The sequence below is a fragment of the Cellulosimicrobium sp. SJTW-1 genome (assembly GCF_047716875.1).
Lineage (GTDB): Bacteria > Actinomycetota > Actinomycetes > Actinomycetales > Cellulomonadaceae > Cellulosimicrobium > Cellulosimicrobium funkei.
On the sequence record NZ_CP136680.1, the window covers coordinates 1,055,283 to 1,069,481 of the forward strand.

Annotated in this window: 7 protein-coding genes; all 7 read left to right on the forward strand. The window is 73.0% G+C overall.

Features of this window, described 5'->3' with window-relative positions; genetic code table 11:
* The first annotated feature begins 39 nt into the window (after positions 1 to 39).
* The 7 genes from RSE42_RS04785 to RSE42_RS04815 all read left to right on the forward strand — a co-directional run bounded on the left by RSE42_RS04785 (position 40) and on the right by RSE42_RS04815 (position 14,162).
* A complete protein-coding gene (locus RSE42_RS04785) occupies positions 40 to 918 on the forward strand; it encodes an NADH-quinone oxidoreductase subunit J (RefSeq protein WP_081599926.1) in 879 nt (292 codons plus the stop codon).
* Complete coding sequence (nuoK, locus tag RSE42_RS04790) at positions 918 to 1,217, forward strand: NADH-quinone oxidoreductase subunit NuoK (protein ID WP_021482715.1); 300 nt, start codon at positions 918 to 920, stop codon at positions 1,215 to 1,217. Before RSE42_RS04785 ends, nuoK begins: the two co-directional genes overlap by 1 nt.
* Before the next feature lie 13 nt (positions 1,218 to 1,230).
* Complete coding sequence (gene nuoL, locus RSE42_RS04795) at positions 1,231 to 3,261, forward strand: NADH-quinone oxidoreductase subunit L (protein WP_249356048.1); 2,031 nt, start codon at positions 1,231 to 1,233, stop codon at positions 3,259 to 3,261.
* A gap of 13 nt (positions 3,262 to 3,274) precedes the next feature.
* Positions 3,275 to 4,945 (forward strand): NADH-quinone oxidoreductase subunit M, encoded by a 1,671-nt coding sequence (locus tag RSE42_RS04800; RefSeq protein WP_415298005.1) that lies wholly within the window; start codon positions 3,275 to 3,277, stop codon positions 4,943 to 4,945.
* A complete protein-coding gene (nuoN, locus tag RSE42_RS04805) occupies positions 4,942 to 6,723 on the forward strand; it encodes an NADH-quinone oxidoreductase subunit NuoN (RefSeq protein WP_415298007.1) in 1,782 nt (593 codons plus the stop codon). Before RSE42_RS04800 ends, nuoN begins: the two co-directional genes overlap by 4 nt.
* Positions 6,724 to 6,788: 65 nt before the next feature.
* Positions 6,789 to 7,793, forward strand: coding sequence for a polyprenyl synthetase family protein (locus tag RSE42_RS04810; protein WP_034652106.1), 1,005 nt, complete (start codon positions 6,789 to 6,791; stop codon positions 7,791 to 7,793).
* 354 nt (positions 7,794 to 8,147) lie between these two features.
* On the forward strand, positions 8,148 to 14,162 hold the full coding sequence (locus RSE42_RS04815) for an Ig-like domain-containing protein (RefSeq protein ID WP_415298009.1): 6,015 nt from the start codon (positions 8,148 to 8,150) through the stop codon (positions 14,160 to 14,162).
* Positions 14,163 to 14,199 lie beyond the last annotated feature (37 nt).

Consider the following 14,199-nt stretch of genomic DNA (forward strand, 5'->3'; position numbering starts at 1 on the left):
GGCGGCGAGGCGGTCCTCTTCTGGGTCCTCGCCCCCCTCATGGTCCTCGCGGCGCTCTCGCTGCTCTTCGCGCGCAAGGCGGTGCACGCCGCCATCGCGGTCATGTTCGTCATGGTCGACCTCGCGATCCTCTACATCGCGCAGGAGGCGCCGTTCCTCGGCGTCGTCCAGGTGGTCGTCTACACGGGCGCCGTGATGATGCTGTTCCTCTTCGTGCTCATGCTCGTCGGCGTCGACGCGTCGGACTCGCTCGTCGAGACGATCCGCGGCCAGCGCTGGATCGGCGTGCTGCTCGGGCTCGGGCTCGGGGCCGTCCTGGTCGGCGTCGTCTCGCAGGCGGCGTTCCCGCCCGCGGTCGGTCTCGAGGCCGCGAACGCGGTGACGAACCCGACGGCGCTCGCACGCGTGCTCTTCGCGGACTACGTGTTCGCGATGGAGGTCGTGGGCATCCTGCTCATCACCGCCGCGGTCTCGGCGCTCGTGCTCACGCACCGGCGCCGGCTCACCCCGAAGGTCGGCCAGCGCGAGCAGGCGGACGCGAAGGTCGCGGCACTGCCCTCGGGCGGCCGACTCACGCCGCTCGCCGCGCCCGGCGTGTACGCGCAGAACAACGCGATGGACACGCCGGCCCTCGACCCGCAGGGGCGGCCCATCGAGGAGTCGGTGTCCCGCATCCTGCGGATCCGTGGCCAGGAGCGCTCGGCCGGCACGATCCTCGAGGCCGAGCGCGACGTGCTCGTCGAGCACGAGCCGCACCGTGCCCTGCCCGCGCTGCGGGCCCAGGACGCGAACGAGCGCGTGGTGCAGGCCGCGACGGCCGAGCAGCCCGAGGGCGAGCCGCCCGCCGGCGACGTCGGGGGTCCCGACGACCCGGGCCGGTCCCGCGTGCCCGGCGCGACCCCGGGAGGAGAGGACTGATGGAGCTCACCCACTACCTCGTGCTGGCCGCGATCCTCTTCGCGATCGGCGCGGCGACGGTCCTCCTGCGCCGCAACGCGATCATCGTGTTCATGGGCATCGAGCTCATGCTCAACGCGACCAACCTCGCGTTCGTGACGTTCGCCCGCATCCACGGCGACGTGACCGGCCAGGTCCTCGCGTTCTTCGTCATGGTGGTCGCGGCGGCGGAGGTCGTCGTCGGCCTCGCGATCATCGTGTCCATCTTCCGCACCCGTCGGTCCGCCTCGGTCGACGACGTCAACCTGCTCAAGAGCTGAGGGGCCGGCACCGATGACGATGCTCCTTCCCGCCCTGCCGTCGGCGGGCGGACTGCTGACCGCGACCGACGTCGTGCCCGCGACCGAGACGGTCCCGGGCGCGTTCCTCGCCGCACCGCTGCTCGTGCTGCTCCCGCTCGTCGGGGCGGCCGTCCTGCTGCTCGCGGGCCGCCGCAGCGACCGCTGGGGCGCCTGGTTCGGCGTGCTGATGTCCGCCGCGGCGTTCGTCGTGGGCCTGGTCCTCTTCGTGTCGATGCTCGGCCTCCCGGTCGACGAGCGCGTCGTGGACTACCGCCTGTTCGACTGGATCGCGTCCGGCGGGCTCGACCTCGCCGTCGGGCTGCGGATCGACCCGCTGTCCCTGACCTTCGTGCTCCTCGTGACGTTCGTCGGGACGCTCATCCACGTGTACGCGGTCGCCTACATGGCGCACGACCGCGACCGGCGCCGGTTCTTCGCGTACCTCAACCTGTTCATCGCGGCGATGCTCGTCCTCGTCCTCGCCGACTCGTTCCTCCTGCTGTTCGTCGGCTGGGAGGGCGTGGGCCTCGCGTCGTACCTGCTCATCGGGTTCTGGAACCACAACCGGGCGTACGCGGTCGCGGCGAAGAAGGCGTTCGTCATGAACCGCGTGGGCGACATCGGCCTCATCGTCGCGATGATGCTCATGTTCGCGACGTTCGGCGCGCTCGACTTCAGCACGGTGTTCGCCCGCGTGCCGGAGGCCTCGACCGCGCTGCTCACGGCGACGGGCCTCGCGCTCCTGCTCGCGGCCTGCGGCAAGTCGGCGCAGTTCCCGCTCCAGGCGTGGCTCGGGGACGCGATGGCCGGCCCGACGCCGGTCTCCGCCCTCATCCACGCGGCCACCATGGTCACGGCGGGCGTCTACCTCGTCGTCCGGTCCGCGCCGATCTTCGAGGGCGCGCCGACGGCGCAGCTCGTCGTGGTGATCGTGGGTGCGGTGACGCTGCTCTTCGGGGCGATCGTCGGCTGCGCGAAGGACGACATCAAGAAGGCGCTCGCCGCGTCGACCATGTCGCAGATCGGCTACATGATCCTCGCCGCGGGGCTCGGCCCGATCGGCTACGCGTTCGCGATCTTCCACCTCGTGACGCACGGCTTCTTCAAGGCCGGGATGTTCCTCGGCGCGGGGTCCGTCATGCACGGCATGGACGACCAGGTCGACATGCGCCGGTTCGGCGGCCTCGCGCGGTACATGAAGGTCACGTGGATCACCTTCATGATGGGCTGGCTCGCGATCCTCGGGATCCCGCCGTTCTCGGGCTTCTGGAGCAAGGACAAGATCATCGAGGCCGCGTTCGTCCCCGTCGACGGCGAGCCGTGGCGGGCGTGGGTCTTCGGCGGCGTGGCGCTGCTCGGCGCGGGGATCACGGCGTTCTACATGTCGCGCCTGTTCTTCATGACGTTCTCCGGTCGCCGCCGCTGGAACGACGGCAGCGGCTCCCTGGACGGCCTCGGCCCGCAGGACGGTCCCGTCCAGCACCCGCACGAGTCCCCGCGCCTCATGACGTGGCCGATGATCGTCCTCGCCGTCGGGTCGGTGGCCCTGGGCGGCATCCTCGCCGCGGGCTCGCGCTTCGTCACGTGGCTCGAGCCCGTCACGGGGCACGCCGAGCACCACGAGCCGGTGCTGCCCGTCTGGTCGCTCATCGCCCTGACGCTCCTGCTCGTCCTCGCGGGCGTCGCCCTCGCGTGGCGCCAGTACGCGATGTCGAGCGTCCCGGTCCGCGCCCCGCGCGGCTCCGTGCTCACGCGCGCGGCCCGCCGCGACCTGTACCAGGACGACGTCAACGAGACGGTGTTCATGCGTCCCGGCCAGTACCTCACGCGCTCGCTCGTCTACGCCGACAAGGAGATGGTCGACGGCGGCTGGATGGGCCTGGCCGGCCTCGTCGGCAAGGTGGGGGAGTGGCTCCGCGGGTGGCAGAACGGCTACGTGCGCTCGTACGGCGCGACGATGCTCGGCGGCCTCGTGGTCGTCGTCGCCGTCGTCCTCGCCCTGACCACCGGCTCCGCGAGCTGAGAGGGAGACACCCATGACCACCTCCGTCCCCTGGTTGTCCCTGCTCATCGCCTGGCCCCTGGTGGGTGCCGCGGCGGTGTGGCTCACGGCCGCGGCCCGCACGCGCGGCGTCGGTGCGGGCGCGCTGCGTGCCGTGCGCGGCATCGCGCTCGGCGCGGCGCTCGTCGAGCTCGGCCTGCTCGTCGGCGCGTTCACCGCGTTCGACACGTCCGCGGCCGGTACCCACCAGCTCGCCGAGACGTACCGCTGGATCCCGCAGATCGGGGCGAGCTACGCGGTCGGCGCCGACGGCGTCGCGCTCGCGCTCGTCGCGCTGTCGGTGCTGCTGGTCCCGCTCGTCGTGCTCGCCGCGTGGAAGGAGCAGGACGGCGACGTCCGCCGCCTGCGCCACTACCTCGCGCTCGTGCTGCTCCTCGAGGCGTTCATGGTCGCGGTGTTCGTCGCGCGCGACGTGTTCCTCTTCTACGTGCTGTTCGAGGCCATGCTCATCCCGGTCTACTTCATGATCGGCGGGTTCGGCGTCGGGGCGCGGCGGCGCTACGCCGCGGTGAAGTTCCTGCTGTTCTCGCTCGCGGGCGGCCTCATCATGCTCGCGGCGGTCATCGCGCTCTACGTCCAGGTGCCGATCGACCCGGCCACGGGCGCGCGGCCCGAAGACGCGTTCCTCACGACGAACCTCGTCGGGTACTTCGCGGAGAACCCGATGCCGGTCACGATCGAGCGGCTGCTGTTCCTGGGCTTCTTCCTCGCGTTCGCCATCAAGGCGCCGCTCTTCCCCGTGCACACCTGGCTGCCCGACGCCGCGCAGCACGCGCCGGCCGGGACGTCCACGCTGCTCGTCGGCGTCCTGGACAAGGTGGGCACGTTCGGGATGCTCACGCTGTGCCTGCCGCTGTTCCCGAACGCGAGCAGGTGGGCGGCGCCCGTCGTCGTCGTGCTCGCCGTGGTCTCGATCCTGTACGGCGCGCTCATGGCGATCGGGCAGAGCGACCTCATGCGCCTCATCGCCTACACGTCGGTGTCGCACTTCGGGTTCATCGTGCTCGGCATCTTCGCGTTCACGTCGCTCAGCGTGTCCGGCTCGTCGCTCTACATGGTCAACCACGGGATCTCGACCGGGGCCCTGTTCCTCATCGCGGGCTTCCTCGTCGCGCGGCACCCGGAGCGCTCGCAGCGCATCGCGGACTACGGCGGCCTGCAGAAGGTCGTCCCGGTGCTCGCGGGCACGTTCCTCGTGGCGGGCCTGTCCGCGCTGTCGCTGCCCGGCCTGTCGACGTTCGTCAGCGAGATCATGGTCCTCGTCGGGACGTTCGCGCGCAGCCCGTGGGCCGCGCTCGTCGCGGTGCTCGGCGTCGTGCTCGCCGCGCTCTACGTGCTGCTGACCTACCAGCGGATCTTCACGGGCGGAACCCGCGAGGGGCTCGACCGGCTCCCCGACCTGGGCGCGCGCGAGAAGTGGGTCGTCGCGCCGCTGCTGGTCGCCCTCCTCGTCCTCGGGTTCTACCCGGCGCCCGCGCTCGACCTCGTGCGCGAGCCCGCCGAGGTGACGCTCTCCGACCTCGCGGTCGCGGGCGTCGAGGACCCGCCGCGCTCCGACCCGTTCGCCGCGGGGACCGAGCAGGTCGCCTCCTCGAGCCCGGGCACGTCCGTCACTCGTAGCTCCGACGAAGGGAGCGAGTCGTGAACGACTCCTTCGTGGCCCCCACGGTCGACTGGCTGTACCTCGCCCCGGTCCTCGTCGTGCTCGGCGTCGGCGTCGTCGGCGTGCTCGTCGAGGCGTTCGTCCCGGCGCGCGTCCGGCGCACGGTGCAGGTCGTCCTGGCCCTGCTGGCGACGGCCGTGGCGCTCGCTTTCGTCGTCGTGCTGTGGCGCGACCCTGCCGTCCAGGGCACGGACGGCGCCGCCTACGGCGTGCGGGTGCTCGGCGGGTCGATGGTCATCGACCCCTTCGGGCTCGCGGTCCAGGGGATCGTCGTGCTGCTCGCGTTCCTGGCGATCCTCGTGATCGCCGACCGGACGTCGACCGGCCAGGACGCGTTCGCGCCGTCCGCGGCCGCCGTCCCCGGCTCGCCGTACGAGGACCTCACGCGGCGCAAGGGGCTCGAGCAGACCGAGGTCTACCCGCTCGTGCTGTTCGCCGTCGGCGGCATGATGATCTTCCCCGCCACCGGGAACCTGCTCGTGATGTTCGTCGCGCTCGAGGTGCTCTCGCTCCCGCTGTACGTGCTGTCCGCGATGTCCCGGCGTCGCCGCCTGCTGTCGCAGGAGGCGTCGTTCAAGTACTTCCTGCTCGGCGCGTTCGCGTCCGCGCTGTTCGTGTTCGGCGTCGCTCTCGTCTACGGGTTCGCCGGCTCGGTGGACCTCGTCGAGGTGTACCGGTCGCTCGCGACGCCCGAGGGCCCGCTCGCGAGCATGCCCGGCCTTGTCGTCGTCGGCGCCCTGCTCATCCTCGCGGGGCTGCTGTTCAAGATCGGCGCCGCGCCGTTCCACTCGTGGAGCCCCGACGTCTACCAGGGGGCCCCGACGCCGATCACCGGCTTCATGGCGGCGTGCACCAAGGCCGCGGCGTTCGGGGCGCTCCTGCGCGTGCTGTACGTCGTGAGCCTCGGTCTGGCGCAGTCGTCGCCGGCCACGCGCGAGGACCTGTTCGTCGCGCTGTGGATCGTCACGCTGCTCACCATGGTCGTCGGGACCGTCGTCGGCGCCGTCCAGACCGACGTCAAGCGGCTCCTCGCGTACTCGTCGATCGCCCACGCGGGCTTCATCCTCGTCGGCGTCCTGGGGTTCTCCCAGCTCTCGCTGCGGGCGACGGTGTTCTACCTCCTCGTCTACGGCCTCGCGACGGTCGGCGCCTTCGCGGTCGTTACGCTCGTCCGTGAGACGGCCCCCGTCCGCGAGCGGGTGCCCGCGACCGTCGGGGCGGGCGCCGGGGGAGCCGACGGCTCGGACGCGGCGGACAACGTCACGGACGACTCGTCCCGGGAGCCCGTCGCCGTGCTCGGCGAGGCCACCCACCTCGCCCAGTGGGCGGGTCTGGGGCGCCGCAGCCCGTGGCTCGCCGGCGTCTTCTCGCTGTTCCTGCTCTCCATGGCGGGCATCCCGCTGACCGCCGGGTTCGTGGCGAAGTTCACCGCGTTCGGCGCGGCGATCGCCGGCCCCGACGGGCAGGGCGGCGGCTCCACGTGGGTGCTCGCGGTGGTCGGTGTGCTCGCCTCGGCCGTGGCGGTGTTCTTCTACGTCCGCCTCATCGTGCTCATGTTCTTCACGGCGCCGTCCGGCGGCGTGGGCGACGGCGCGGACGGCGGCGCGGAGGCCTCCGAGGGCACCGGGGTGACCGTCGTGCGGTCGACCGGACCGACGACCGTGGCGATCGCCGTGTGCGCGATCGGGGTGCTCCTCCTCGGTGTGTTCCCCTCCCCGGTTCTCGATCTGGCGGCCGAGGCGGTTAAGTTCGTCCCGTGACCTCCGTGCCTCCCGTCCCCTCCGCGCCCGCCGGGCCCCGCGGCCCGCGCGAGCGGACCGCTCCCGTGACGACCACCGCGATCCCGATCTCGGACCCCGAGCTCGCGGCCGCCCTCACCGAGCGCCTGGCGGAGGTCGAGACCCGGCTCCGGGCCGCCGTCGCGCACGCCGACCCGCTCGCGGACTCGGCGTCGCGGCACCTCGTGAACGCCGGGGGCAAGCGCCTGCGCCCCCTGCTCACGCTGCTCGCGGCCGAGCTCGGGGACGGGACGCGGCCCGAGGTCGCGGAGGCAGCCGTCGTCGTCGAGCTCACGCACCTCGCGTCGCTCTACCACGACGACGTCATGGACTCCGCGCCCGTGCGGCGCGGGGCGCCGTCCGCGCACGCGGTGTGGGGCAACTCCGTCGCGATCATGGTCGGCGACCTGCTCTTCGCGCGTGCCGCGTCGACCGTGGCGGCGCTCGGCCCGGAGGCCGTGCTCATCCAGGCGCGGACGTTCGAGCGGCTCTGCCTCGGCCAGCTCCACGAGACCACGGGGCCGGGCGAGGGCGACGACCCCGTCGAGCACTACCTCGAGGTCCTCGCGGACAAGACGGCGTCGCTCCTGTCGACGTCCGCACGGCTCGGCGCGATGTTCGCCGGCTGCCCGGCCGACGTCGTCGAGACGGTCGCGGCCTACGGCGAGCGGCTGGGGGTCGCCTTCCAGCTCGCCGACGACGTCCTGGACCTCGCGTCCTCCGGAGACGAGTCGGGCAAGACCCCGGGCACCGACCTGCGCGAGAAGGTCCCCACGATGCCGGTCCTCCTGCTGCGCGCGCGCATCGCGCAGGGGACCGCGACGGAGGACGATGCGGCGCTCGTCGAGCTGCTCGACTCCGACCTGACCGACGACGCCGCGCTCGCGGCGGCCGTCGCGGCGCTGCGCCGGCACGAGGTGCTCGCCGAGACGCGCGCGCTCGCCGTCCGGTGGGCCCGCTCCGCCGTCGACGAGCTCGACACGCTGCCCCCCGGGCCGGTGAGCGACGCGCTGCGCTCCTTCGCGGAGGCCCTGGCGGACCGCGCCGCCTGACCCGCCGAGAGGGTGAACTTTCCGGTCGTGGGTGCCGTGGGCGCGGGGCCGTCCCGGTGCCCGGGCCGGTTGCCCGGGACACCCGTCCGGCCCTGCCGGTAGCGGCACACCCGACGGTGGTCCGCGCCGGTGGGCCCGGGGCGCGCTCACCGAGAGGGGAGTTCTCCCCATGGGACGGGTGTCGGACCTCACTCGCCCTCCCGTTATCCTCGGTTGCGCGATCGGTGGGGCCGCCTGGCAAGTGCGAGATCGAGGGGGCCGGCGAAGGGGACCGGTCGCCTCCCGATCCGGCACCTCGGAGGACTTGTGGGTTTCCTGGCGCGCCTGCGTGAGCACCGCCGTACCGTCGCGTCCGTGAGCACCGTGTCGGTGTTCTCCACGGCGCTGGTGGGACTCGCGCTGTTCACCGAGGGCGAGGCCACGGCGGACGTGGACCTCAACGACTCGGGCGTGTGGGTGACGAAGACGTCGGCCGGCCTGGTGGGGCGGTTCAACTACGAGTCCCAGGCGATGGACGGCACGCTCAACGCGGGCAGCGCGTCGTTCGACGTGCAGCAGGACGCGGGCCGCGTGCTCCTCGAGGACGCGGGCACCGGGACCGCCTCGCCCGTGGACGTCGCCCACCTCAAGCTCGACGGCCAGGTGCGGCTGCCGGCCGGGGCGCAGGTCGCCTCCGGGGGCGCGACGACCGCGATCCTCGACGGTGAGGAGGGCCTGCTGTGGGTCCTGCCGTTCGACGGCGCCACCTCGTTCGACGCCGAGGAGCTCGACCCGACGGTCGAGGTCGAGGGCGACGGGGACGTCGTCGTCGCGCAGGACGGCACGGTGTTCGTCGCGGTCCCGTCGACCGGGACGCTCTGGACGGTCCGCACGACGGTGCGCGGCGCGGTCTCGGGGGAGCCCGCGTCCACCACGCTGCCCGTGGGGTCGGGTGCCGAGGTCGAGGTGACCGCGGTCGGCGACGAGCCGGTCGTGCTGGACCGCTCCGCGTCGCAGCTCGTGCTGCCCGGCGGACGCACCGTGGCGCTCGACGACGGCGCGGAGGCGCGGTTGCAGCAGCCCTCGGCGGCGTCCGACGACGTGGTGGTCGCGACGTCGCACGGTCTCGTCACGCAGCCGCTCGCCGGCGGCGACGCGGTCCGCCGCGCGGCCGAGGGCCGCCCGGCGGCGCCCGTGCAGCTCGGGTCGTGCACGTACGGGGCGTGGGCCTCGACCGGCCAGGTGATCCGCGACTGCGAGGGCACCGACCGTGACCTGGACACCCGCCTGGAGGGGATCGACCCGCAGGCTCGCCTGGAGTACCGGGTGAACCGGCAGGTGATCGTGCTCAACGACCTGTCGGCGGGGACGTTGTGGATGGCGGCGGACGAGTACCAGAAGGTCGACGACTGGGACGTCCAGATGCCCGAGGAGGCCGAGGGCGAGGAGGCCGACGCGGAGCTGACGAACCCCGAGCAGGTGGACCAGTTCATCGCGGACCGGTCCCAGCCGAACCGGCCGCCGCAGCCCAAGGACGACGCGTTCGGGGTACGTCCGGGGCGCACGACGATCCTGCCGGTGCTGGGCAACGACGTGGACCCGGACGGGGACGTGATGACGGCGTCGCTCGTCGGGGACTCGCCGTCGAACGCGACCGTGCAGACGATCATGGGCGGCGCCGCCCTGCAGGCTGTGGTCCCCGAGGGCGCGACCGGGGAGGGCTCGTTCCGCTACGCCGTCTCCGACGGCCGTGGGGGGACCGCGGAGGCCTCGGTGTCGCTGCGCGTCTCGCCCTGGGGCGAGAACGCTCCGCCGGAGCAGACGGGCGACCCCGTGGTCCGGGTGGAGCAGGGCGGGACGGCGTCGATCAAGGTGCTGCCGTACTTCAAGGACCCGGACGGCGACGACCTGTACCTCGCGTCGGCGGCCGCGACGGTCGCGGGCGACGACGTGCGCTCGCGCCCCGACGGCACGGTCGAGCTGCGCGACGGCGGCGGCTCGACGGGCCGGAAGATCGTCGCGGTCACCGTGGCGGACGGCCAGGGCGGCGTGTTCGAGGGCAAGCTGCTGGTCGACGTGGTGCCCGGTCCGCAGCCGCCGGTCGCGGTGAGCGACCACGTGGTGGTCCCGGCGGGGCAGCCGGTGACGGTCGAGCCGCTGCGCAACGACACCGACCCGAACGGGGACGAGCTGCGCCTGGCGTCGGTCTCGGAGTCCGCCCCGGCGCAGATCACGCCGAACTACGACGCGGGCACGTTCACGTTCCTCTCGATGGAGCCGCGCTCCTACGACCTGACGTACCAGGTGACCGACGGCCCGAACGCGACCACGGGCCTGGTGCGGGTGGACGTCCTGCCGCCGTCCGAGGCCGAGGGCGCCCCGATCGTCGTCACCGACACGGCCCTGCTGCCCACCGGCGGCTCGACCCTGGTCGACGTGCTCGCCAACGACACCGACCCGGCGGGCGGCGTCCTGGTGGTCCAGTCGGTCTCGGTCCCGGCGGACGCAGGCGTCTCCGTGGCCGTCCTCGGGCACCAGATGCTCCGCGTCACGGAGCTGCGGCGGCTCGACGGCCCCGTCAGCATCGCCTACACCGTGTCGAACGGCACGGAGTCGGCCGTGGGCGAGGTGCGGGTGGTGCCGGTGCCGGCGCCGACGCGGCTGCAGCCGCCGAACGCGGTGGCGGACGAGGTGACGGTGCACGCGGGGGACGTGGTGACGGTCCCGGTGCTGAAGAACGACACGCACCCTGACGGGTTGGAGCTGTTCCTGCAGCCCGAGCTGGAGCAGGACGTGGACCCGGCGCTGGGCGAGGCGTTCGTCTCGGAGGACACGCTGCGGTTCAAGGCGGGCTCGGAGGCGGGCACGGCGTACGCGATCTACCGGGTGCGGGACGTCAACGGGCAGGAGGACTCGGCCCAGGTCACGATCCGGATCCGCGACGGCGAGGACAACGCCCCGCCGCAGCCGCGCGAGATCGAGGCCCGGGTGCTGTCCGGGTCCAGCGTGCGCATCGCGGTCCCGCTGGACGGCATCGACCCCGACGGCGACTCCGTCCAGGTGACGGGGGTGGCGGCGCCGCCCGCGAAGGGCTCGGCGAGCGTCGTCGAGGGCTTCCTCGAGTACGCGGCCTCCAAGAACGCGACGGGCCTCGACACCTTCACGTACACGGTCCTGGACGCCCGCGGGGCGACGGCGACCGGGACCGTGCGGGTGGGGATCGCGCGGCCGGGCGAGAGCAACCAGTCGCCGGTCGCGGTGGACGACGAGGTGACGGTGCGCCCGGGGCGCACGGTCTCGGTCGCGGCGCTGGCCAACGACACCGACCCCGACGGGGACCAGGTCGGGCTGGTCCCGGGCGGGATCGAGGACACCCACGACCTGGACGCCGAGGTCGTGGCCGACCGCATCGTGCTGACCTCGCCCGACCAGGACGGCTCGTACACGTTCTACTACCAGATCCAGGACACCTACGGCGCCCGCGCGACCGGCGCGGTCACCGTGAACGTCTCGGCGAACGCGCCCCTGCTGCCCCCGGTCGCGCGCGACGACACCGTGCCCGTGGAGGACATCCTGGGCAAGACCGAGGTCACCGTCCCCGTCCTGGACAACGACGAGGACCCCGACGGCGCCGCGAGCGAGCTCACCGTCACCACCGACGCGAGCACCGCGAGCGTCACCCCCGACGGCGAGCTCACCGTCACCCTCACCGAGGGCCGCCAGGTCATCACCTACACCGCGACCGACATCGACGGCCTGACCGCCAAGGCCTTCGTCAAGGTCCCCGGCCTCACCGACCAGAAGCCCACGCTGCGGCCGGGCACGCAGCTCGAGGTGCTGGCGGGGGAGTCGCTGCCGATCGACCTCACCGAGCACGTGCTCGTCGTGGAGGGCCGCTCCCCGCGCCTGACCACCGAGGACAAGGTCAAGGTCACCGAGGGGGACCGGCAGGTCCCGTCCGTGACCGAGATCGTCTACACGCCGGACGCGGACTACACCGGCCCGGCGTCGGTGTCGTTCGAGGTGACGGACGGGTCGGGCCCGGACGACCCGGAGGGCCGGACGAACGTCCTGACGATCCCCGTCCAGGTGCTCCCGCCGGAAAACCTGCCGCCGGAGCTGTCGACCCCGACGCTCGACGTCGCAGCGGGCGAGGAGGCCTCGATCGACCTCGCGCGCTTCGCGACCGACCCCGACGGCGACCCCCTGACCTTCAAGGCCACCGGCCAGGCCCAGGGCGTGACCGTGACCGTCGAGGGCACCACGCTGCGCGCCCAGGCGACCCCGGACGTGCCCAAGGGCTCGGTCGTGCAGGTCCCGATCACCGTCACCGACGGCGAGCACCCCCCGGTCGAGGGCACCGCGACCCTGACCGTCGTGGCCTCGACCCGGCCCCTGGCGCGCGCCAACCCCGACACCGTCGACGACGCCCACCAGGGCAAGGCCACCACCGTGCCCGTCCTGGCCAACGACTCCAACCCGTTCCCCGACCGGCCGCTGACCCTCGTCGACGCCGTGGTGGAGACGGGGCAGGGCACCGCCTCCGTCGCGGGCGACCAGGTCTCGGTTACGCCGCGCGACGACTTCGTCGGGGTCATGGTGGTCCGGTACCGGATCCAGGACGCGACGAAGGACCCCGACCGCGAGGTCGAGGGCCGCGTCCAGCTCAAGGTGCTGGGCAAGCCCGAGGCGCCCTCGACCCCGCAGGTCGTCGAGGTCCGCTCCAAGACGGTCGTGCTCACCTGGGACCCGCCGAACAACAACGGCGCCGACATCACCGGCTACACCGTGCGCTCCCAGAACGGCTACGAGAAGGCCTGCGGCACCACCACCTGCACCCTGGACGGCCTGACCAACAACGTCGAGTACACCTTCACCGTCTACGCGACCAACGCCGTCGGCGACGGACCCGCCTCCCCGGCCTCCGCCGTCGCCCGACCGGACGAGAAGCCCGACCCGCCCGCCGCACCCACCCTCGAGTTCGGCGACAAGTCCCTCACGGTCACCTGGACCAACAAGACCTACACCGACCGCTCCCCGATCCAGGCCGTCAACCTCGAGATCTCGCCCGCGCCGCCGGGCGGCTCCGTGCAGAAGACGGCCCTGACCGGGACGTCGGTGACGTGGGACGGCCTGCAGAACGGCGTCGCCTACAAGGTGCGTGCCCAGGCCGTGAACCTCGCCCCCGACCCCTCGGACTGGGGCGACTACTCGGCCGCCGAGACGCCGGCGGGCAAGCCGGCGGCTCCCGCCAAGCCGGCGGTGCGGCGCACGTCGATCGGCGACACGTCGCAGATGCAGGTCTCCTGGGGCGCCCCGGACGGCAACGGCGCCCCGATCACGCGGTACACGATCGAGGCGCTGCGGGGCGGGAGCGTCGTGCAGACCTCGACCGCCGCCGGCGGCGCGACGTCCGCGACGGTCGGCGTCCCGGCGGACACGACGGGCTACGCGTTCCGGGTGCGCGCGCACAACAAGGCGACGGACAAGCTCGGCGACGCCGAGTTCTCGCCGGCGTCGGACCCGGTGCGCGCGTTCGCGAAGCCGGGCGCGGTGTCGAACCTCAGCGCCGACGCGAACGGCACGGACGGCCAGATCCAGCTGTCGTTCGGCGCCGCGTCGGGCAACGGCGTGCGGGCCGACGAGATCTCCTACCAGTACGACGCCGGCGGCGGCTGGCAGACGCTCGGCGCGAACAAGGTCGTCGACGGGCTGTCGAACGGCAAGCCGTACCGGATCGCGGTGCGCGCCGTCGCGGGGGTCGACGGCGCGCGCGAGCCTGGCGCTGCGGCGACGGCGAACGAGGAGTTGCCCTACGGGCCCATCCCGGCGCCGGTCGTCTCGATGAACGGCGGCGACCGCTCGATCACGTACAGCTGGTCGACCGCGGGCAACGGGCGCGGGTACTCCGTGCAGGTGCGCGGCGCGGTCCAGTCCACCCAGAAGGAAGGCTCCGGGAGCCTCTCGGTCGGCTACTCCGAGACGCGCGAGATCTGCGTCCGGGTCACCCCGACGGAGGGCGCCGCGAAGGAGACGTGCCGGTCGGCGACGTCCGACAAGAAGCCCGAGCCCGTCCTCACGGTGAGCAAGGGGAGCAACCACAAGCTCCCCGACGGGAAGTGGCCGGGCGAGTGCGGGCACTCGTCGTGCGCCGAGCTCTACCTCACCATCAAGGACGGCCCGGCCAACACCTCGTTCCGGGTGACGTGCTATGGCGGCGGTTCGCAGATCGGGTCCGGCAACTACAGCCGCGACGCCCAGGGCCGCGCCCTGCGGACCGACGGCAACGGGAACTACTCCGGCGGCCAGCAGTGCGTCTACGGCCAGCCGGGCGGCTCGGCGCGGATCGAGACGACCATCGGGAGCACGAACACCATGACGTGGTACTAGCGCGGACCGCGCCCCACCTCGGACAGCACAGCGAACG